Consider the following 20811-nt stretch of genomic DNA (forward strand, 5'->3'; position numbering starts at 1 on the left):
GTGCTTCAGGTGAGTGAGCGGCGAGGGCGCCCAAGGCTGCCCGGTTTACTGAGGCCGGCGGTTGCGAGGCGAAGACCGACGGGCGGCCAAGGGTGGGCGGCGGGTCGGTGGGGAGGGGGTGCGCTCGTGGCCGACTGGCCCAGTCATTGCTGGTCAGGGGAACGAGGCCGCGGCCCGCGCGGCGTGTTCGGCGGTGCGGGCCGCGGGTTTTCGGTTCGGTCAGGTGTCGACCGCCGGTTGGGGGTCGTCCGTTGCCGTGAGGGATGTCGGGAGTGCGACTTCTTTCTCGACGCCCTCCTCGCGCTGCTTTTTCAGGGCGAGTTCCTTCGCCACCTTCTCTGAGTGCAGCCTCATTTCTGCCTCCGTACGGAGATCGAACACCGTTTCCTCCTTTGGGTTGTGTTCTGTCACGGGTGATCCAGGGGTGTGCGACAGCAGCCGGACAGCCGCAGTTCGTCCGTCGCCCGAAGAGGGCTGAAGGTGGGAAATGCCTGCCTGGCGCGGGTCGGAACGTGAAGAAGAGAGAGATCGAGGGTGCCTGAAGGTGACAGGCGCTCTCGGCTACTGGGCCGGGTGCGTCACGACCCTGTGGCGCTAGGAGCGGGTGCGGCTGTGTTCCGGGAGTGACCATGCCGGCCGGAAGTCGGAATCGTCTGGGATCCGTCGCCGCTCCATCGTCACTTCCCCTCGGTCATGCCTGGGCCCGACTGAATGTCTGCCGCCGCCGTGTCCGTGCGTTCGCGGTGCCGGATATGAGTTGGCTGACGCGAACATCTCTTTTCCTGGAGATTACCGTACGAGTGAGGCCTGAGTCACGGTCAAGTTACGTTCGCACACAGGTTATTAGCGTGTTGTTCATCTAAGGCGCGCCGGTGTACGCCCCGTTGGTACCGCCCCAGTTGCGGGAGGGGGCCGCGCACTCGACGCGGCTGCCCGCCGGATCCGTCCGGCGTCAGTGGGAACGTCTGCGGTGTCGGACGACGATGGCCACGCCGCCCAGCAGAGCGGCGCAGCCTGCCGCCGTGGCGATGAGTGTCGTCCGGTCCGCGCCGGTGGCGTCCAGGGTGTCGCCGGACGGTTCCGCGGCAGTCGGTGTGGCCGGCTTGCCGAAGGCGAAGGTGACGCTGTCGTTGGAGGCGTCGGGGTCGTGGAAGGGGATGCCGGCCGGGCCGGGTCGCACGGTCGCCGTGCCCTTGGCACCGTCGTACGCCTTGGACGTCTTCACCATCAGTACGAACAGCTGGCTCTTGCCCGCGTCGAGGCCGAACGGCACGGTGCACACGTAATGCCGGTGGCCCGCCTCGAAAGGTGCCGTGCTGGTGCTGCCGTTCCGGAGCAGGCAGGGGCCGTATGGGCTGTCCTCCTCCTCCATGTGAACGTTGCCGGTCGCGACAGCGCCCTTGGGCAGGACCACATCGACCACGGTGGCAGCCTTGTCGTCGATCCCGTACGCGGAGGCAGGGCCGTGGTTCAGGGCGTTGATGTCCAGCGTCCAGGCGCCCGCCCCGCTGCCCGGCTTCGGCGTGGCCTCGGCCGCGAAATCCGCGGAGTTGTCCGCCGCGACGGTGAATCGGCCCTCGGCGCCCTTCTCGAATCCGCTTCCCGCACCGGACGCCCGCACCAGGGTGAGCGCCGGCCCGGTGCCCTGGTGGCTGCCGCCGCCGGGCTCTACGCCGGGTTTCAGCAGCTCGGCCGAGTAGTCGGTCACAGCGGTCAGGACGTGCTTGCCGACCGTGGCGGTCAGGGGGCTGCTCAGCTCCATGGTGGCCCCCGCGGGCACGGAGTCCGGGCCGACCGGGAAGACGCAGGTGACGGATACCTGGCTGCCGGGCGCACTGGGCTCATGACTGTCGCCGTAGGCGCAGTTGGAGAACCTGCGGTCGAAGACCAGACCGCCCACCGACTCCCAGCTCAGCATGACGCGCCGGTCGGTGGCCAGATCCCCGGTGTTGCGGAGCCGGAGCCGAACATCGACCCGCGACCCGACCCTGGCGTGCGTCACATCCGGCAGCCTGCCGACGATCAACTTCGGGATGCCGACGACCACTCTCGCCTTCGCGGTGGTGCCGGTGGCGTGGTCGGCGCTGAGGGTGTACGTGATCGTGCCGTCGGCGCCGGTGGCGGCGCCCGCGTCCGCACGCACGGTGAAGTCGACGGAACGGCTCTGCGAGGAACCCGTGTTGGCACAGGTGATGACCCGACCACCGTCCTTGCACCTCGGGTCGTCGACCGTGACGCTCGCGATGCCCGCCAGATCACGCGTATCGATGACGAGCGTGTCGTTCGTGGGTACGGGGACCTGCGCGCCGTCGTCCCAGAAACCCCAGCCCACGTGGACCGACTGCGTCGCCGACCCCACGTTGAGCTGCTTTTCCGCGTCGATCGTCGCGTATGCCTGCGTCGGCAGGGGGGACGGTTTCGCGGACGGTCCGTCGGCTGCGGAGGACGCGCTGGGCGTCAGGGCGAGCACCACGGCAGCCAGTACTGCCCCGAAGACCGTGCACTTGGACCTCATGCCTGTGTGATGTGCGAGAAGCCCCGAAGGTTGCCCTGCGACAGGCCCGGCGACACTGAACGCGCCCGACGTGACGACGGCCGGCCTCGGCGCAGGGCAGGGCCTCGGCCTGCTCGCTTCGGCTCCGCACCAGGGTCTGTTGTGAAAATGGATCAAGGTCCTGGGTACGGCGTGCTGTGGAGCCGGACGGACTGACCTACTCCACGCCGTGACGACTGACCACAGCTCCGGCCCGACTCTGCCAGGCCGGCGGCGCGAAGGAAGTCGGCGACCTTGCCCGGCTTGTCGAGGGTGACCGACAGCGAGGGCTGGATCGGCGGTAGCCGGAGAACCAGGACGCGGTCCGCTCGACGATCCGGCGGCAACGCTCACGTACGTGGGGGCGCGCGAGTATATGCAGCTCATGGGGCTTGAGCAGTAATCCAGATCACGGTCGGGTCACGGTGTAGATCATTTACGCTCTGGGCAGCCTCGTAGCGCTTCTCGGTTCAACTTTCGATCTGCGAAGCCCAGTTCGAGTGCGCGGGCGGTCTCGGCGGCCGCCTGTCTGCAGGGCCGGGGGGACTCTGCGGTCCGTCTCCCGAAAGGAAGCGCATGCCTCAGGACCTCACGTTCGCCCCCCCCTTCGCCCCTGTCAGAAGACGTCCGGAGTGCCCCCCAGGAGCGCCCTCTGTGCTGGATCCGGGACATGAGCCCGGTCCGCAGCCAGGCCGGGGTTCGAGGATGAATCTGCCGTAGCCGAGCGGCTCGCCCGTTCGAGAGTCGAGCCGGCACGGGGCAGTTCGTCCTCCACCTACAGAAGATCCCGGACACGACCGGCCGACAACCACGGCCGATCGATTCCGCTGCCAGGACCACAGCTTGAAGGGAGACCGGTGTGAAATCACGAGTCGTAGGTGCTGGTCGGAAGCCGTCCACCGACAGTGTGCTCCCGGCGCAGCCCGGCGCCCAGCTCCAGCCCGGGGAGGCGGGGAGCGCCCTGGCCCGCCTCTTGGGGAGACGCATCAATGGGTGCACGGAACAGCACCGAAGTTCCCAGGACGCCGCCAAGCAGCGGCTGGACGCACTCGGCTCCCCCCACTCCAGCACCACGCTGCATGTGGAGGGAGCCCTCCGTCTGGCGACGAGCGCGTTCCTCCCGCCCGACGAGGAGGGCTCTGCCAGGCTGCGGCAACTGGACACCAGCCTGCGCGTGATCGAAGCCGCCTTCCCCCAGGTCAGCACTGATGTTGAAGTCTGCCGACTGACCAGCAGGATGCTGGAAGAGGCCTGGAGAAGCCGTGCGCTCGCCCCGCCGCACGAGGAGGAGCAGACAACCGGCTGCGCCTGCGCTCTGTGCCGTCGGCTGCCCACGCCCCCCGCACGCACGCTGGGTGACTACGGTTGGCGGCAGAGCGCCGGTCGTCCCCTCATAGCCAAGACCTGGCCATACCGCCGGGAACTCGACAGCGTCCTGACCGGTGGATGGTCCTGGACCCGTCAGATGAACGACCTTGAACGGGACCTTGGCCACCGTCACCGCTTCGAAGACGACATCCTCGTCTTCCACGAATACAAACGCGTGATCGACACCATCGATACCACGCGCCTCACCCAACTCGTCGAAGGCCGCTTGGCCGAGCGTTTCAGCACCAACAGCGCACGGGCCCTGGTCTGCGGACTCTTCGCAGCCCATAAGCGATCCGTTGACGAGTACTGGCTCCAACAGCATCACGCGGGCAGCGTCACACTCCCTCAGACCAACCCGCTCGACCAGAGCACCTACTCGATCCTCCAGATGCTGGACTGCCTGTTCTGGCATGTCTCGCCCGACACCGAGCTCTGGCAGGAAGAACACCTCGCCTCTCTGCTGCTGTGCCGCGTCATCGACGACATGGCCGACGTACGAGTCGACGCCCTCACCGGCGAGATCAGCAACTTCTGGCTCGCCGACATGTCCACCCACACCAAGGCCCTCTACGCCGCCTGCGCCATCGCCCTCGTCAAATACGGCTGCATGCCCGAGGCGCACGCCCCGATGTGGAACACCTGGCTGATGACCACCACCATCGTCTGGATGGGGCTCACAGGCCGCCACGCCCTGTGGTTCGACGGCATCACCCAGGGCCTCCCCTCGGCTCAGGAGTGCCCGCTGTGCGACCTGCAGCCCAACGCGTGCACCGGCATCCTCACCCACGGCACCACCCTCACCATCGCCCCGCGGCCCACCGCACCGGCACTGAGCGCCCGGACCGCCGAGCTGTCCGCCCGCTGCCGAGCCCAGTACCCCCGGACATGGCCCCTCTTCGACGCCGAGCTCCATGCCTTCGAAGCACTACACGGTCCCTGGTACGGCAACATCGACAGCACATGGGAGATCCTGCGCCGCACCTATATCGCCGCCGTGGAGGCATCCAGCGCCGCACCGTCCCCCGCCCGCGCCCGTCAGGTCCAAGAAGACGCCGGCGTAGTCGGATCTGAAAGGTTCCACACCCTGCACGACCCTCAAACCGGGAGGGAAGACACCACACTGCTCGCCTACATGTTCGGCTGCGCGCACCCGCATTTCCTCTGGAACGCCACGGGATATCTTCCCACCGACGTCACAGGAGACTGGCTGGACGGCTGACGCCTCAATTCCGTACCAGAAACCCGGTAGATGGTGGTGGGCCGCAAAAGAACACCCGGCCCACACCCCGCCACGACGTCCGCGCACCCCGCAAAACACCGGCGGCCTAATACTCCAGCCGGGCTTCTTCCTCGCTCCCGTCGCCGCAGCCGGCCCCAGGGTTCGGGGAAGGCGGGTCAGTGTGCTCCGCCGGATCTGAGGGGTTCTGTACGGGCGTAGGTGTCGGCGTAGGTTCGGGCGTAGGTGTCGGCGTAGGTGTCGGCGTAGGTGCGGGCGTGGGCTCGGGCGACGGGGTCGGCGGCGCTTCGGTTTCCGGCGCTCCCTGTCCCGGCGCCTCGGACGGGGGCTCCTCGGACGGGGGTTCCTCGGACGGGGGTTCCTGGACCTCTGGCGCTTCCGGTTCCGGGGTCTCGCCAGGCGGGTTCTCCTGCACCGGCGGGTTCGGATCAGCTTCCACCGGGTCGGCCGGCGCGGGTGTCGAGCCCCCGTCCTCCGGTCCGGGCCCCTCCTGCGGCGGCGGCTCGTCCGTCGGCCCCTCGTCCACCGGGCCGTCGTTCACCGGGCCGTCGTTCACAGGCTCTTCGTCCACCGGGCCTTCATCCACTGGCCCCGCCACAACCGGCGCACCTCCAACCGGCGTACCTCCAACCGGCGCATCACCCACCGGCTCCTCAGCCGTCCGCCCCACCGGCGCCACCGGCGCCACCGTGGAGTCGCCCGCATCGACCGTGTCCTTCGCCACGACAACCATGCCGCCGCCATCCACCCAGGCCCGCTCGACCTTCCCCCTGTCCTCCGAACCCGCGGACCCCTCAAGCCCCTTGGGCGCGTCGCCCACCGGTGCCGTCCCCTTCGACGGCCGGGCCGCCGGTGCCTGCGCCAGTGGCTTCCTGTCCGGCGTGGTGGTCGAAGGGTCGCCCGCGCCGAGGGCGAGCACGAGGGCGAGGGCGGTGGCGGTCACGGCTGCGGCGCCGGCCGCTACCGCCGCCGGGACCTTCGCCCCTCCCCCGGTGGTCACGGCTTGGCGCGTCGCGTCCAGGAACCCTGCGCCACCGGATCCGGCGGCGCCGCCGGATCCGCCCAGTGCGGTCGCCGCGCCCGTGGACGCCGCCGCGAGGGAGAGCACGTACTTGCCCGTGCCGCCGAGGGCGAAGACGAGGAGGGCGGGGCCGACGAGCGCGGGGAGCCGGTCGTTGGCGCGCATCAGGATCGCGAGGCGGTGGCGGCAGTCGTCGCAGGTGTCGATGTGGCCGAGGAGGCGTTCGGACTGGCGGGCGGTCGCGTTGCCGCGCACGTAGGCGGGCATGCGTACCCAGTGGACCTCGCAGGCGGGGTCGTCCGGGGCGCCGGTCTGGACGCGTAGGAAGGCCTGGCGCATGCCCTCGCGGGCCCGGTGCAGCAGTACGGCCGTCGCGCCCTGCTTGGCGCCGATGCGTTGGCCGACCACCTCCAGGGACTGGCCTTCCGCCTCCGCGAGCCACAGTGCCTCCACCCAGCGCTCGGGCAACTGGCCCAGGACGCGCGTCAACAGGTCGACGGAGGAGACCTGTTCGGCCGGGTCGCCCGCCAGGGAATCGGCGGGCCCGGAGCGTTCGGCGGCGGTCTGCGGGTCCTGGGGGGTCTCCCGTGTGGCGGTCGCGACCGCGCCCGCGAGGTGCCGCACGGTCGTCATGAGGTACGCCGGTACGTTGTCGATCTCGTGGCCCGCGGACAGCCGCCGCCACACGCGGAAGTGCGCCTCGGCCACGAGGTCCTCGGCCGTCCAGGAGTTGCGGGTGAGGGAGCGCGCGTACGCGACGAGGCGCGGCTGCTGTTCCTCGAAGATCCGGGTGTATCTGACGGTGGCGGATGCCTGAGCAGGCACGGTGGCGGGACCGGGGCCGTCGGTCATGGCGTCAACGCTCCAGTTGCCTGCTGTGGGTCAATGACTGGTGGAACGAACCATTTTGTAAAGGTGGATGGCAAAAACTTCAACTAGTTACGGTCCGTGATGCTCGTCACATGCGGTGACAGGGCACGGAGTTCAGTACGTCCAGTAGTCGCGCTCCGGGAGTTCCACCCACGCGTCCGGAGGGCCGGTCACCGCGCGGGCGTCGGTCAGGCGCAGGCCCGCGTACGCGCAGGTGTAGGCCACCGCCTCGTGGTTGTAGAGGTAGGCGGTCAGGACCTCCTCGGGGGTGTGGTCCGCGTCGGGGCCGCCGCCGGGGTGGAGGTCCCAGCCCTCGATGGTTCCGTCGCGGGCGACACTGCCCTGGTTGCCGCTCTTGGGGTTGGCGTACAGGCCGCTGGAGACGGTGCCGACGGACAGGCGGGTGTGGATGCCGGGCATCGACGGGGCGTATCCCCAGGGTTGGGTGAGCACGCAGCCGCCGGGGACCGTGGTCACGCCGACGATGTCGAGGATCTCGTCGACGTCGTAGTCGTACGGGTTCTCCACGATGTCGTCCAGGTCCGCGTTCTGGACGGGGGTCGCCTCCAGGCGGCGTATCGCCTCCTCGGCGTCGATGCCGGCCACGCAGGCGAGACCCAGGCCGTCGTAGTAGAAGTCGCCCAGTGCGGCGATGAGGCGTCGGGCCTCCTGGGCCGCCTGCTGTTGGGGCTCTGTGAGGCCGGGTTCGCCCGCCGGGAGCGGGAACAGGTCGGGGGCCGGGCCGGCCAGGCCGAGCCGGCCCACGGACCAGCCGCCGAGCTGGGAACGCCAGGGGTCGGCGCCGGCTTCGGCGAGGGCGCGCACGTTGTCTGGTTGGCGGGAGAGGAGGGCTTCCCACAGGGCTGTCGTGCCGTACTCCAGAGCGTCGACGTCCGTGACGCGGCGGGCCAGTTCCGCGACGACCTCCGGTGACCCGAACGCCGCCGCCCGGTGCAGGGGGCGGCCTCCCGAGCCCCACGTGTCCGGGTCCGCGCCCTCGTCGAGGCGCCGTCGGATCTCCTCGTGGTTCCTCCAGTCGTCCCACACCAGGCCTGACCAGCCGTGCCCTCGGTCCGTCACCCTGCCCCCTCCAGCACCGAATCCGGACGGCGCCTGCGCGCGCCGCCCAGTCCTCACACCTTCGCAGACGGCACTGACAGTCCGGGGTGGCGTCGGGTCCGCACCGGCGGCCCAGTCCCTCCCGCTCGGCGTCCACGGGTCCGCCCTCCGTGCGAGCGCGCTGACCTGGCCGCGTACCTCCCGCGGCAGGTGCCGGACAGGGCGCGGGCGGCGTAGGACGTCGGATCCGGGACGGGGGAAGCAGAAGATCCAGTCGCCGCGGCGTCACGGGCGGAAAACACTTCGGCTGTGTCAGTCACCTCTGTTAGCTTCATGCGGCTCGTGCGGCCACGAGCCTCAACGACGAACAGGGGTGGGACAGTTGACTCGAAGACAAGCAGCTGGAAGACAGCCGGCCGAAAGAGGGAGAACCGCTTCGGCACAGCTGGCGGCGTTGTGCTGTGCGACGGCGGTGGTGGTGGCGGGGACCGGTATGTCCGGCACGGCGTACGCGGCGGAGAACCTGCCGCCCAAGCAGCCGCTCGTGCAGGACCTGCAGACGGGGACCAAGGCGTGCGCGACGGGTGACGACAGGGCGTACGTCGGGTCGCCGCCGACGCTCGGCGCCGTCCTGTACGACCCGGAGGAGGACAACCAGCCCGCCGAGGCCAACATGGTCAGGGGCGAGTTCGAGGCGTGGTGGACCGACGCGGCCGGGGTCGAGCAGCGCCGGACGTACACGTCCTACGAGACGTTGTCGGGGTCGCGGCTGCAGTGGCGGCTGCCGGAGGACATCCCGACGGACACGGTGATCTCCTGGCACGTCCGCGCCGACGACACCAAGACGACCTCCGCCTGGAGCTCGGAAGGTGACGGGTCCGTCTGCGAGTTCGTGTACGACGACGTCAGCCCGGAGAAGGCGGCCGTCACCTCGGCCGACTACCCGGAGGAGCAGATCCAGGACGGCGTCGGCGTCTACGGCAGCTTCACCATGGACTCTCCGTCAGCGGACGTCGTCGAGTACCGCTACAACTTCATCGGCGGCCCGTACGGGACCGCCCGACCGGACGAGATGGGCGGGCCCGCCACCATCCGGTTCCTGCCGCTCCAGGCCCGTCCGGACTACCTGAGCGTGCGCGCGATCGACCGCTCGGGGCGCAGCAGCGGAACCACCACGTACCACTTCCGGGTCAAGAGCGGTCGCGCACCCGTCGCCCACTGGAAGCTCGACGACGCGGCGGGAGCCACCAGCGCCGCCGCCGAGACAGGTGCCGCGGCCCGCGCCGGTACCGGCGTGACCTTCGGCGGTCCGGCACCCCGGGGCACCGGCGCCACGGCCACCGCCGCCCTCGACGGCAGCCGCCACGGCTTCCTCACCCCGGACGCCCCGGCCGTCGACACCGGCAAGACCTTCGCGGTCAGCGCCTGGGTGCGGCCCGCGCAGACCGACCGGACGATGACCGTCGCCAGCCAGGACGCGGGTGACACGGCCGGCTTCCGTCTCGGACTGAGCAGCCCGGACTCCGGGCCCACCTGGTCGTTCGGCATCGGTGGCGCACGGGTGTCGGGCGGTGCTCCGGAGACCGGTGAGTGGGCCCACCTGCTGGGGCTCTACGACGAGGAGACCGGCAAGGCGCAGCTGTACGTCAACGGCCACCCGGTCGGCACCGCCGCCGAGGCCACGCCTCCCGAGGCGAACGACGCGTTCCAGATCGGCCGCGCCCGCGACAAGTCCGGCTACCACGCGCGGTGGCACGGCGACATCGGTGACGTACGGGTGCACGACAGGGTCGTGGTGCCCCTCGAGGTGGCCGAACTGAGCCGCCGCACGCCGAAGCTGCTCGGCCACTGGTCACTGGAGACCGCGACGAACGGCACGAGCCCGGAGCAGAAGGGCGGAGCGCCGCTCACGCTCGGCGCGGGAGCGACGATCTACCGAGGCTCCGACAGCTCCTGCATCCCTGAGTTGGACCCCGACTGCACCTACGTGCCGCCCGCCCTGGTCGGCGACGGACATCTGCGGCTGGACGGCGAGACCGGGCACGCCGTCACCGAGGGCCCGGTGGTGGACACCGGGGACAGCTTCACCCTGGGCGTGGTGGTCCGGCTGGCGGACTCCGAGCCGGCCCATCCGATGACCGTGCTGTCCCAGGCGGGCAAGCACACCGACGCCTTCAAGGTGCGCTACGAACCGTCCGAGCACGCCTGGCAGCTGATCATGCCGGAGAAGGACGAGGTCGGTGCCGCCGAGACGGTGGTGTCCCAGATCGAGTCGGCGGACGGCGGTGAGGGCCAGGGCCACCGCCTCGCCGTGGTCTACGACGACGCCACCGACACGGTCAAGCTCTTCCTGGACGGCTGGACCAACGCCCAGGCGACCGGGACCCTTCCGAACGGCTGGCCCAGCTCCGGGGCGCTCCAGATCGGCCGGGCGCAGGTCGGCGACGGCTGGGGCGAGTACCTGCACGGAGACGTCGACGAGGTACAGGCGTACACCGGCGCGCTGAAGGACGAGAGGATCAGCGGTCTGGGCTGGGGGACGGACCCCTGCGTCGAGTGCTAGTCGTTGACCGGCGGGCGTGACCGGCGGGCGTGAGCGGCGGGCGTGAGCGGCGGGCGTGAGCGGCGGGCGTGAGCGGGCAGGTACCGCCGCTCAGTCCCTCTGAGCCGCCGCCCACGGATCCGCTCTGCGCGCGAGCGTACGGACCTGCTTGCGGACGTCCGCCGGAAGGCGCCGGATGACGGTGCGGGCCGCGCGGCGGACACCCGGGGCGGCGGTGGTGGCCAGGAGCACGCGGTGAGGGACGGTGGCATGGCCCGGTCGTCCCACGGACAGGCGGAGTTGGCCCGCGGGGCCGCCCCAGCCGGGGATGACCAGGCGGGGCGGGGTGCCGACCCGCAGGGCGGGCGGGCGAGGGCTGTCGGCGCCGCCCGTGAGACGCGTCCGGCGGCCGGAGCCGAGGAGTTGGGCGTTGGCCCACACCAAATGGGTGCCGACGGGCATCGCGCCACCGCCGGCCAGGGTGAGGGGGTCGATGACCGTCTCGCCGGTGAGGACCACGCGGTGTCTGCCCCGGCCGAGCGACTGGGTGCTCGGGGTGAGCGCGGTGTCCGGGAACCACCACAGGTTCCGGGCGGTGTCGTGGACGAGGAGCTCGCCGTGGGCGTGGCTGAGAGGGTGCGGGACCTCCCAGTCCTCGGCGCCCTTGATGCCGTCCAGCAGTTCGGGGTCCAGGAGCAGACGGCCGTAGCGCTCGACGAGGGTGAGGGGTTCGCCGTCGGGGCGGAGCATGGCGAACGTGGTGGTGAGGACGAGGCTGCCGTCGCGTCGCCGGACGTCGTCGACCGTGTAGTGGGGTCTGATCTTCTGGGTGCGGCTCGCGAGTTCGACCAGCGACTCCAAAAGGCCCTCCTCCAGGAGGTGCGCCCGGAGTCTGGTGATCGCGGGGAGCCCGTCCCGGACGCCGGGCGGGTAGCAGTCGCGGGCCATGTCGCGTACGACGGAGAAGTACCGTTCGAGGGCGCTGCCCGTGCGCTGGAGGACGCGGGGTTCGCTGACCGGGCGGAGCAGCTCGACGCGGTAGGAGCGGCGGAGCAGGTGGTCCTGGAGGGGGCCCGGTCTGGTGTTCGCCTTGATTTCCTCCACGACGGTACGCAGGTGGCCGTAGTAGGTCTCCGGGGTGCTCGCGCGGCTGCTGGTGTTGCCTCCGTCGTCGCGGCGGTTCCATACGTAGCAGGGGTGGTCGCCGAGGATGGAGACGCGCTTCGCGCGCACGTAGGCGCGGGCCATGAAGAGCTGGTCCTCCAGGCGTACGGGGCCTTCGGGGAAGGTGATGCCCTCGTCGAGGAGGAAGTCGCGGCGGAACATCTTGTGCGGCGTCAGGCTGTCCATGAGGGGCGTGTCCTCGACCGTGCACTGCTCGACCGTGCGTCTGAAGAGGCTGCTGGGGCCCTGCATGGTGCCGATGACCTTGCCGAGGACGATGTCGGAGGCGTTGCGGGTGGCGAGGCGGTGGAGGTGTTCGAGTGCCTCCGGGGTCAGTTCGTCGTCCTGGTCGACGAACTGGACGTACTCGCCGCGGGCCATCCGCACTCCGACGTTGCGGGGCTTTCCCGGCCAGCCGGAGTTCTCCTGGTGGAACACGCGCACGTGCGGATGCCGGGCGGCCAGCCGGTCGAGGCGCTGCGTGGAGTCGTCGGTCGAGCCGTCGTCGACGTAGACGATCTCGTACGCGTCGCGGCCGAGGCTCTGGTGGAGGAGCGAGGGTGCGCAGCGGTCGATGTAATCGCCGGCGTTGTAGACGGGCACCACAATGCTGACCTTGAGCATCCGTTCCCCAGATGTCGTCTCGTGCCCCGGTTCCGACGCCGTGGCCGGGTCGTCGGGTCGTCGGGTCCGGTGGTGGTGTGCTGTCCGAGCATCGCCCGCCTCCACGGCGGTCACTACCGGAGATGCTCCATACGGGCGTTACCGGGCCGGGTGCGCGGTCGGCCCGGGTGCGCGGTCGACGCCGGATACATGTCGGCCCCGGGTACGCGTCGGAGTCGCGTACCCGGGGCGGGGATGACGGCCGGGCCCGGCGGTGTTTGTGTGTGAGGGGAGGGGGCTGACGGCCGCCGGTTCGTTCAGCCCGTCGGGGTCAGTTCCGCGCGGCCGAACAACAGGGCGTAGCCCTGCGGGAGTCGGGCCAGGACACGGTCCACCAGGTCGTCGCCGACCAGGCCCGGCAGGACGCCCAGGACCGATCCGACGTCCCAGCGGGCCGTGGCCGGGGTGGCTCCCGGGACGCGGGCGGCGATCGCGGCCACGAACTCCGGTGCCGTCAGGCGGTGCGGTTCCGGGATCCGGGCGGCGATCACGCGGGCCGCCTCCTCGGGCAGGGCGTGGGCCAGGTCGACCCGTTCGTCGCCGGTGACGAGGCCGCCGAGGGCGGAGAGGACGATGCGGGTGACGCGTTCCGCCTCCGCCGTCGTGGAGTACCGGCCCGACGCCCGTACCGCCTCGACCAGCTCCGCCCATCGGGGCCTGCCCTGACCGGTGCCGCTGTGCCGCCGCTGGGGCCGCACGCTCAGAACCGTCACGTGGCGCTCCCCAGCTGTCGGCGCCCGCTGTCGCCGCCCGCGATCTGGATGCGGCGCGGCTTGGCCTGCTCCGCCACGGGGATGCGCAGGGTCAGCACTCCGGCGTCGTACGAGGCGTCGATGCGTTCCGTGTCGAGGGTGTCACCGAGGAACAGCTGGCGGCTGAAGCTGCCCGTGGGCCGCTCGGCGACGATCAGTTCCGCGTCCTCGGGGGCGGCGGAACGGCGTTCGGCTCGGACGGACAGGACGTTGCGTTCGATGTCCAGGTCGATCGTCTCGGGGTCGACACCGGGGAGGTCGAAGTGGACGACGAACTCGTCCCCGGAGCGGTAGGCGTCCATCGTCATCGCGGAGGGGCGGGCGGTGGAGCCGAGGACCTGCTGCGCGAGGCGGTCGAATTCGCGGAAGGGGTCCGTACGCATGAGCATCACAGTTACTCCTTTCTGAGGCGCTGGTGCGCGATGCCCTACGGCTTCTTATATAGCTCGAAGGAGGAAACTTGACAAGCCCCGACTCAGGTACGGGGTGGCGGGCCGCCTCGGCGTTAGCCTCGGGCTCACCGGACGTCGAGGACGTCGGGGCATCCGTACGGCTCAGGAGGCAGGCATGGCGAAGGTTCCCAGCGCGGTCGTCGCGGCGAGCGGTCTCGTCGGTGGGTACGGCGTCGCCCGCTGGACCAGGCAGCGGCCGCTGGGCGGGGCCGTGCTGGCCGTCGCCGGTGCAGCGGCCGCGCGGCAGTGGCGGCAGCAGGCGGGCGGGACGGCGGCGGGGGCGCTGACGGCGGCGTACGTCGCCGCCTTCGCCGGGTCGCACCCGCTGGCCAAGAAGGTGGGCGCGTGGCCGGCGGTGTTCGGGGTGGCGGGGGCTGTGGCGCTGGCGTCGTGGGCGGTCGCGGACCGGAGGGGCTGAGGCACAGCCCCTGGGGAGGAGCGGCGTCTTCACGGGTTCCGGGAGGGCCGGTGCCCCAGTACGTTCACCACCCGCCCGTTCGGATCCCGTACGAAGAACCGCCGTACGCCCCACTCCTCGTCCCTCAGCTCCCGTACGACCTCCGCACCCGACGCCACCACCTGCGCGTACACGGCGTCGACGTCCTCGACCTCCACGCTCAGGTCGGGCACGACCGGCCCGGTGCGTTCCTCGGTGAAGAAGCTGATCTGGGCGGTCGGGTTGGCCGGGGACGCCAGGGTCATCACCCAGCCCAGGTGCATGACCTCCTCGAGGCCGAGCAGGCCGTAGAAGTCACGGCTGTGGCTCATCCCGTCCTCGGACTCCACCCGGATGTCGGGCACGATCCTGCGAACCGTCATCGGTACGACTCCTCACCACGCGTCGCGTTTCTGTTATCGACCGGCCCACCCTCGCGTCTCCTGACCGTCCCCAGCCCCAGGCACGCGAGGAATGACCCACGTGACTTCACAGATCAGCCGCCGCAGCATGCTCAAGGCAGCCGGAGCCGTCGGCGTCGCCGCGGGCGCCACGACCGCGATCACCGCCGCCCCGGCCGTCGCGGCAGGCACCGCCTTCGCCCACCCCGGGCTGCTGCACACCCGCGCCGACCTGGAGCGGATGGCCGCCAAGGTGAAGGCGGGCGCCGCCCCCTACACCGCCGGGTTCGCCAAGCTGACCGCCAACCGCCATGCGCAGAGCGGCTGGACGGCCAACCCGCAGGCGACCGTGATCCGGGGAGGGGCCGGCCAGAACTACGCGACCCTCTACAACGACGTCCACGCCGCGTACCAGAACGGCCTTCGCTACCACGTCGGCGGCGACAGCGCGCACGCCGACACCGCCGTCGCGATCCTCAACGCCTGGTCGGCCAGGCTGACCACGCTGGCGGGCAACGCCGACCGCTTCCTGGCGGCCGGTCTGTACGGCTACCAGATCGCCAACGCGGCCGAACTCGTGCGCGACCATCCCGACTTCGAGCTCGACCGCTTCCGGGAGATGCTGAGCGGTGTCTTCGCTCCGCTCAGCGACAGCTTCCTGGTCCGGCACAACGACGCCGTGACCTCCAACTACTGGACCAACTGGGACCTCACGGCCATGGCCTGCGTCCTGGCCACCGGCATCTTCTGCGACGACAAGGCGCAAGTCGCGCGTGCGGTGGACTACTTCAAGCACGGCGACGGCCTCGGCTCCCTCAAGAACGCCATCCCCGTGGTGCACGACGACGGGCTCGCGGAGTGGCTGGAGGCGGGGCGGGACCAAGGGCACGCGCTGCTCGGCGTCGGCCTCATGGGCACCTTCTGCGAGATGGCCTGGAACCAGGGGATCGACCTGTACGGCTACGACGACAGCCGGTTCCTCAAGGGCGCCCAGTACGTGGCCAAGTGGAGCTTGGGCGGTGGGGTGCCGTTCACCGCCAACACCCGGGCGAAGGGGGCCGTCGACGGGTGGTCGGGGTCGGAGACGGTCACGGAGGCGGCCGGGGTCGATCCGGCCATGACCCGGCCGATCTGGGCGATGATCGCCAACCACTACACCAAGCGGCGGGGGCTTTCCGCGTCCTACCTCACCCGGATCGCCGCGAGGTCCGCGCCGGAGGGTGGGGGTGGGGACTACGGGCCCAACAGCGGGGGGTACGACCAACTCGGCTTCGGGACGCTGGCGTTCACGCGGGACAGGGCGACGGATACGGGTGCGGCGCCGAGGCCGGGGGGAGGGGCGGAGGGCGGCTCCGCAGCGTCGGGGTCGGTGTCGGGCTCGGACGCGCGGCCGCAGGGAGCGGGCTCGGGTTCTGCTTCGGCTTCGGCTACCGCTTCTGCTTCTCCGTCGCCCGCGTCCGGTGGGGACCTCGCCGCTACGGGGTCCGACGACATCGTGGCCTGGTCCGCCGCTGCGGGGATCACCGCCGTCGCGGGTGGGTTGCTGCTGCTGCGTCGGCGTGACCGGGTGCGGCGCGACGGCGCCGAGTAGGCGCCGCCGGCCGGGTGGGCCGGGGGTGGGTCGCGCGGCCCGGCGCTACCGGGGCGCCGCCTGCGCCCACCCGTGCCGTCCCAGGCGGCACGACTGCCCGCAGCTGGGCGGGGCCGGGTGCGGACAGCGGCCCACGCCGTAGCGCCCCACGCCGTAGCCGCCCCACACCGCAGCCGACTGCCCGCAGCCGGGCGGGGGCCGGGTGCGGGCAGCAGGTGGTAGCGGTTCTGCGCTGTGGCGGTCCTACACCGTGGCGGCCTTACACCGTGGCCGTCTGCGAGCCCGGTTCCGGGGTTCCCGGTTCCGGGCGCTCGCCCTTCCCCGCCGGCGTCGGCGGGGAGGAGGCCGCTGTCAGGGGCTTGGCGATGTCCTCCAGGGAGCGGCGTTCCGCGCGGACGGCGAGGAGCGCGGCGACCAGGCCGGCCAGGCACATCAGGGTCGCGCCGATCTGGAAGGCGAGGACCGTGTCGCCGACCTTGCCGGTGCCGGTGAGTTCGGCGAACAGCAGGGGGCCGCTGATGCCGCCGGCCGCGGTGCCGATGGCGTAGAAGAAGGCGATGGACATCGCGCGGGTCTCCATCGGGAAGATCTCGGAGACCGTCAGGTAGGCGCTGGAGGCGCCCGCGGAGGCGAAGAACAGGACCGCGCACCAGCAGGCCGTCAGCGTGGCCGCGCTCAGCGAGCCGCGGTCGAACAGCCAGGCCGTGCCGAACAGGAACAGGCCGGACAGGAGGTAGGTCGAGGAGATCATCACCCTGCGGCCGACCGTGTCGAAGAGCCTGCCGAGCAGCAGCGGACCGCAGAAGTTGCCGAGGGCGATGACGGCGAAGTAGTAGCCGGTGCTGCCGGTCGGGACGTCGTAGAACGTCGTCAGGATCGCGCCGAAGCCGAAGGTGATCGCGTTGTAGAGGAAGGCCTGGCCGATGAAGAGGGAGAAGCCGAGGACCGCGCGCCTGCGGTACCGGGAGAAGACGGTTCGGCCGATCTCCAGGAAGGTGACGTTGCGGCGCTGGTGGATGGTGAGCTCACCCTCGGGTTCCGGCAGCCGCTCGCCCCTCTCGGTCTCGATCCGCTCCTCGATGGCGGAGACGATCCGTTCCGCCTCCTCGTCGCGCCCGTGGATCAGCAACCAGCGCGGGCTCTCCGGGACATGGCGGCGTACGAGGAGGATCACCAGGGCGAGGACGGCACCCAGGGCGAAGGTGAGCCGCCAGCCGACGTTCGCCGCGAAGACGTCGGTGTCCAGCGCGACGATCGACAGCAGCGAGCCGCCGATCGCGCCCAGCCAGAAGCTGCCGTTGATCATCAGGTCGACGCGGCCCCGGTAGTCCTTGGGGATCAGCTCGTCGATCGCGGAGTTGATGGCCGCGTACTCGCCGCCGATACCGAAGCCGGTGAGGAAGCGGAAGACCAGGAACCACCAGGTGTCGAAGGAGACGGCGGTCAGCGCGGTCGCTCCGAGATAGACCGCCAGGGTGACCATGAAGAGCTTTTTACGCCCCCAGATGTCGGTCAGCCGCCCCCAGAACAGGGCGCCGAGACAGGCACCGGCCACATAGAGGGCGGCGGCGATGCCGGTGACCTGCCCGGAGGTGATCGGCAGTCCGCTGCCGGGCTCGGACAGCCGGCCGGCGATGTTGCCGACCACGGTCACCTCGAGGCCGTCGAGGATCCACACGGTGCCGAGACCGATGACGATGGTCCAGTGCCAGCGCGACCACGGCAGGCGGTCGAGCCGGGCGGGAAGGCTGGTGGTGATGGTGCGGCCGGGCTCGGCCTCTGCGTTGGCCATGGGCTCCCTCCTCCTTGAGCGAGAACCCCGGTCAGGTTCCCCCGACCAGCCCCCTCACGCCCCCAGCGCCCTCGTCACCGTGTAGATCAGCAGGCCGACCAGTGAGCCGACCACCGTGCCGTTGATCCGGATGAACTGCAGGTCCCGGCCGATGTGCGCCTCGATCTTCTTCGTCGTGTGCTCGGCGTCCCAGCCCGCCACGGTGTCCGTGATCAGGGAGGTGATCTCCTGCCGGTAGGTGGTGACGACGTAGACCGCCGCGCCCTCCACCCAGCCGTCGACCTTGGCCTGGAGCTTCGGGTCGGCGGCCATCCGGGAGCCCAGCGAGAGCAGGGAGGCCCGCACCCGCAGCCGCAGCTCGCTGCGCTCGTCCTCGGCCGCCGAGACGATCATGGAGCGTACGGCGGTCCAGGCTGAGGCGATCAGGTCCTGGACCTCGCCCCGGCCCAGCACCTCGCCCTTGAGCCGCTCGACGCGCGCACGGGTGTCGGTGTCGGACTGGAGGGCGGAGGCGAAGTCGGCGAGGAAGCGGTCGAGGGCGCCGCGGGCGGGGTGGGAGGGCATGTCCCGCATCTCGGAGCAGAAGCGCAGCAGTTCCTTGTAGACGCGTTCGCCGACCCGCTTGTCGACGAACTTCGGGGTCCAGCCGGGCGCCCCGCCCTGGACGGCGTCCATCACGGAGTCGCTGTGCAGCACCAGCCAGTCGTGCGCCCGGCCGACGATCAGGTCGACGGCCCGGCGGTGGCCGCCGTCGGCGACGACCCTCTCCAGCATCTTGCCGATGCCGGGCGCGATCTCCTGGGCCTCGGCGCGCCGGGTGATCGCCTCGCCGACCACGGCCTGGACGTCGGAGTCGCGCAGGACGGTCAGGGCGCCCCGGAGCGCGGCCGAGAGTTCGGCGGTGACCCGGTCGGCGTGTTCCGGGTCGGCCAGCCAGATGCCGAGCCTGCTGCCGATGCCGACGGAGCGCAGCCGCTGCCGTACGACGTCCTCGGAGAGGAAGTTCTCCCCGACGAACTCGCCCAGGGACACCCCCAACTGGTCCTTCTTGGTGGGGATGATCGCGGTGTGCGGGATGGGCAGGCCGAGCGGGTGCCGGAAGAGGGCGGTGACCGCGAACCAGTCGGCCATCGCGCCGACCATGCCCGCCTCGGCGGCCGCGGCGACATAGCCGGCCCAGCCGCCGGCGCCCTCGTGGGACGCCCATTTCGCGAGGACGTAGACCAGCGCCACGAGCAGCAGCAGGCCGGTCGCGGTGAGCTTCATCCGCCGTACGCCGCTCAGCTTCTCCTCGTCCGCCTCGCTGAACGTGTTCATGGCGCGGTTCGGGGAGGCTCCGGGGCGGGCATGCTGCCCCTCGGCGCCGATTGATCCCTTTTCCGTAGGTTCCATCCACTCCACCCGTCGGTGATCCCTCACACATTGTCCCTTCCTGACCGACTCCTGGAACGGAACAAGAGTTCCCTGCGTCTGTCCGGTCGGGGGAACGTGGCGGGGTCCTGTCAGTTTTCCCCGACTCATGGCTCATCATGGGTTCATCAGATCGGAGCCTCGGGCTCCCATCGCCCGAGGAGAACAACACAGCATGACCCGGCGTCATGGTTACGCCCTGCTCGCCGCGATCCTTTCCGCGATCGTGGCCCTGTCCGCCGCCATCTACGTCGGAGTGACGACCGACTCCGGTACGCAGGACCGGAACACCCTGGCGGGCCCCCGCATCCCCCACAACTCCGCCGCCCCGGCCTCCACGGCCGTCTGGGTCGGCTCCTGGTCCGCGTCGCCGGTCGGCGCCGAACCCGGCACCGAGACCGCCGGCCTGGCGGGCCGCTCGGTGCGCAACGTCGTCCACGCCGGCATCGGTGGTACGAGTGCCCGCATCACGCTGTCCAATCTCTACGGCCAGTCGCCGCTGACCATCACGCACGCCTCGATCGCCCTCTCGGCCACCGCCGACACCGCCGAGGCGGTCGCGGACACCATGCGGCGGCTGACCTTCGGCGGCAACACCGTCGTGGTCGTCCCGGCCGGGCAGCAGGTGCTGAGCGACGCCGTCAGCCTCCGGATCCCGGCGGGCTCCGACGTGCTGGTCACCACCTACTCCCCCACCCGCTCCGGCCCGGTCACCTACCACCCGCACGCCCGCCAGACCTCGTACGCCGCCGTCGGCGACCGTACCGAGGACACCGCGGCGGCCGCGTACACCGAACGGACCGAGTACTGGCGCTATCTGACCGCGCTGGACGTGCTGAGTGACGAGGCCGTGGGCACCGTCGTGGCCTTCGGCGACTCGCTCACCGACGGCGTCGGCTCCACCGCGAACGCCAACCACCGCTGGACCGACCTCCTGTCCCAGCGGCTGCGCACGGCGCTGGCGGCGGGCCGCGACCTGCCCCGCTACAGCGTCGTCAACCAGGGGATCGGCGGCAACCAGGTCCTCGCCGACGGCCTCGGCCGCCCCGCCGAGAACCAGGCCGGCGTGGACCGCTTCGCCCGGGACGTGCTGGGCCGGGCGAACGTCAAGATCGTCGTCGTCGACCTCGGCATCAACGACATCCTGCGCAACCCCCGGCTGGCCGACCCCGACGCGATCGTCGAGGGCCTGCGCACCCTGGTCCGCCAGGCCCACGCCCGCGGCATCAAGGTCGTCGGCGCGACACTCATGCCCTTCGGCGGCCACCGCGGCTACACCGACGCCCGCGAGTCCGTACGGCAGCAGATCAACGCCGAGATCCGCGCGGGGCGGGTCTACGACGCCGTCGTCGACTTCGACCAGGCCGTCCGGGACCCGTACGACCCGCGCAGGTTCCGCTCCGACTACGACTCGGGCGATCATCTGCACCCGAGCGACAAGGGGTACGAGCGGATGGCGGAGTCCTTCGACCTGGACGACCTGAAGGGCGCCGCGCCGGCCGAGCTGTAGGGCCGGC

The 20811-nt window shown here is 70.9% G+C and carries 15 protein-coding genes; 5 read left to right on the forward strand and 10 right to left on the reverse strand.

Annotated features, from left to right (window positions below; all coding sequences use genetic code 11):
- Positions 1-219: 219 nt before the first annotated feature.
- Both AQJ84_RS43260 and AQJ84_RS33565 read right to left on the reverse strand, forming a co-directional pair.
- Positions 220-411 carry a hypothetical protein gene (locus tag AQJ84_RS43260; protein WP_128092260.1) on the reverse strand — a complete coding sequence of 64 codons (192 nt, stop codon included), beginning with the start codon at positions 409-411 and terminating at the stop codon, positions 220-222.
- A gap of 541 nt (positions 412-952) precedes the next feature.
- Positions 953-2515, reverse strand: coding sequence for a hypothetical protein (locus AQJ84_RS33565; protein WP_030040401.1), 1563 nt, complete (start codon positions 2513-2515; stop codon positions 953-955).
- A gap of 1192 nt (positions 2516-3707) precedes the next feature.
- On the opposite strand from AQJ84_RS33565, the gene AQJ84_RS33570 reads away from it, so the two are divergent.
- Positions 3708-5123, forward strand: coding sequence for a hypothetical protein (locus AQJ84_RS33570; RefSeq protein ID WP_225877230.1), 1416 nt, complete (start codon positions 3708-3710; stop codon positions 5121-5123).
- Positions 5124-5229: 106 nt separating this feature from the next.
- On the opposite strand, the gene AQJ84_RS33575 is transcribed toward AQJ84_RS33570, so the two are convergent.
- Complete coding sequence (locus AQJ84_RS33575; protein WP_063785367.1) at positions 5230-7014, reverse strand: sigma-70 family RNA polymerase sigma factor; 1785 nt, start codon at positions 7012-7014, stop codon at positions 5230-5232.
- Between the two features lie 132 nt (positions 7015-7146).
- A complete protein-coding gene (locus AQJ84_RS33580; protein WP_030042526.1) occupies positions 7147-8112 on the reverse strand; it encodes an ankyrin repeat domain-containing protein in 966 nt (321 codons plus the stop codon).
- Positions 8113-8584: 472 nt separating this feature from the next.
- Here AQJ84_RS33580 and AQJ84_RS33585 point away from each other — a divergent pair, with 472 nt between their 5' ends.
- The gene (locus AQJ84_RS33585) at positions 8585-10654 is read left to right on the forward strand and encodes a LamG domain-containing protein (protein ID WP_053191157.1); all 2070 of its coding nucleotides are present in this window, start codon (positions 8585-8587) and stop codon (positions 10652-10654) included.
- Between the two features lie 90 nt (positions 10655-10744).
- Here the strand turns inward: AQJ84_RS33585 and AQJ84_RS33590 are convergent, their stop codons facing one another.
- From AQJ84_RS33590 to AQJ84_RS33600, 3 genes are all read right to left on the reverse strand, one after another.
- Positions 10745-12421, reverse strand: coding sequence for a glycosyltransferase (locus AQJ84_RS33590; protein ID WP_030042529.1), 1677 nt, complete (start codon positions 12419-12421; stop codon positions 10745-10747).
- Between the two features lie 296 nt (positions 12422-12717).
- A complete protein-coding gene (locus AQJ84_RS33595; RefSeq protein ID WP_374935394.1) occupies positions 12718-13164 on the reverse strand; it encodes a DUF2267 domain-containing protein in 447 nt (148 codons plus the stop codon).
- Between the two features lie 5 nt (positions 13165-13169).
- Positions 13170-13601, reverse strand: coding sequence for an Hsp20/alpha crystallin family protein (locus AQJ84_RS33600; RefSeq protein WP_030042531.1), 432 nt, complete (start codon positions 13599-13601; stop codon positions 13170-13172).
- A 178-nt stretch (positions 13602-13779) separates the two neighbouring features.
- Here AQJ84_RS33600 and AQJ84_RS33605 point away from each other — a divergent pair, with 178 nt between their 5' ends.
- Positions 13780-14082 (forward strand): hypothetical protein, encoded by a 303-nt coding sequence (locus AQJ84_RS33605; protein WP_030042532.1) that lies wholly within the window; start codon positions 13780-13782, stop codon positions 14080-14082.
- 29 nt (positions 14083-14111) lie between these two features.
- Here AQJ84_RS33605 and AQJ84_RS33610 read toward each other — a convergent pair whose 3' ends face one another.
- Positions 14112-14483 carry a VOC family protein gene (locus AQJ84_RS33610; protein WP_030042533.1) on the reverse strand — a complete coding sequence of 124 codons (372 nt, stop codon included), beginning with the start codon at positions 14481-14483 and terminating at the stop codon, positions 14112-14114.
- Between the two features lie 91 nt (positions 14484-14574).
- On the opposite strand from AQJ84_RS33610, the gene AQJ84_RS33615 reads away from it, so the two are divergent.
- Entirely contained in the window at positions 14575-16092 is a 1518-nt protein-coding gene (locus tag AQJ84_RS33615) for an alginate lyase family protein (protein WP_374935393.1), read from the forward strand.
- A 259-nt stretch (positions 16093-16351) separates the two neighbouring features.
- On the opposite strand, the gene AQJ84_RS33620 is transcribed toward AQJ84_RS33615, so the two are convergent.
- Together AQJ84_RS33620 and AQJ84_RS33625 are read right to left on the reverse strand one after the other, a co-directional pair.
- Positions 16352-17884: an MFS transporter gene (locus AQJ84_RS33620; RefSeq protein WP_030042535.1), complete on the reverse strand. Its 1533-nt coding sequence runs from the start codon at positions 17882-17884 to the stop codon at positions 16352-16354.
- 54 nt (positions 17885-17938) lie between these two features.
- Positions 17939-19276 (reverse strand): DUF445 domain-containing protein, encoded by a 1338-nt coding sequence (locus AQJ84_RS33625; RefSeq protein WP_030042536.1) that lies wholly within the window; start codon positions 19274-19276, stop codon positions 17939-17941.
- Positions 19277-19469: 193 nt separating this feature from the next.
- Here AQJ84_RS33625 and AQJ84_RS33630 point away from each other — a divergent pair, with 193 nt between their 5' ends.
- On the forward strand, positions 19470-20804 hold the full coding sequence (locus AQJ84_RS33630) for an SGNH/GDSL hydrolase family protein (RefSeq protein ID WP_053191155.1): 1335 nt from the start codon (positions 19470-19472) through the stop codon (positions 20802-20804).
- The last annotated feature ends 7 nt before the right edge of the window (positions 20805-20811 follow it).

The organism is Streptomyces resistomycificus (assembly GCF_001514265.1).
Lineage (GTDB): Bacteria > Actinomycetota > Actinomycetes > Streptomycetales > Streptomycetaceae > Streptomyces > Streptomyces resistomycificus.

Excerpts from the sequence above, each read along its gene's own strand:
- AQJ84_RS33565 (WP_030040401.1), bottom strand. The coding sequence starts at position 2,515 with ATGAGGTCCAAGTGCACGGTCTTCGGGGCAGTACTGGCTGCCGTGGTG.
- AQJ84_RS33575 (WP_063785367.1), bottom strand. The coding sequence starts at position 7,014 with ATGACCGACGGCCCCGGTCCCGCCACCGTGCCTGCTCAGGCATCCGCC.
- AQJ84_RS33585 (WP_053191157.1), top strand. The coding sequence starts at position 8,585 with ATGTCCGGCACGGCGTACGCGGCGGAGAACCTGCCGCCCAAGCAGCCG.
- AQJ84_RS33590 (WP_030042529.1), bottom strand. The coding sequence starts at position 12,421 with ATGCTCAAGGTCAGCATTGTGGTGCCCGTCTACAACGCCGGCGATTAC.
- AQJ84_RS33600 (WP_030042531.1), bottom strand. The coding sequence starts at position 13,601 with ATGCTCATGCGTACGGACCCCTTCCGCGAATTCGACCGCCTCGCGCAG.
- AQJ84_RS33605 (WP_030042532.1), top strand. The coding sequence starts at position 13,780 with ATGGCGAAGGTTCCCAGCGCGGTCGTCGCGGCGAGCGGTCTCGTCGGT.
- AQJ84_RS33610 (WP_030042533.1), bottom strand. The coding sequence starts at position 14,483 with ATGACGGTTCGCAGGATCGTGCCCGACATCCGGGTGGAGTCCGAGGAC.
- AQJ84_RS33615 (WP_374935393.1), top strand. The coding sequence starts at position 14,575 with ATGACCCACGTGACTTCACAGATCAGCCGCCGCAGCATGCTCAAGGCA.
- AQJ84_RS33620 (WP_030042535.1), bottom strand. The coding sequence starts at position 17,884 with ATGGCCAACGCAGAGGCCGAGCCCGGCCGCACCATCACCACCAGCCTT.
- AQJ84_RS33625 (WP_030042536.1), bottom strand. The coding sequence starts at position 19,276 with ATGGAACCTACGGAAAAGGGATCAATCGGCGCCGAGGGGCAGCATGCC.
- AQJ84_RS33630 (WP_053191155.1), top strand. The coding sequence starts at position 19,470 with ATGACCCGGCGTCATGGTTACGCCCTGCTCGCCGCGATCCTTTCCGCG.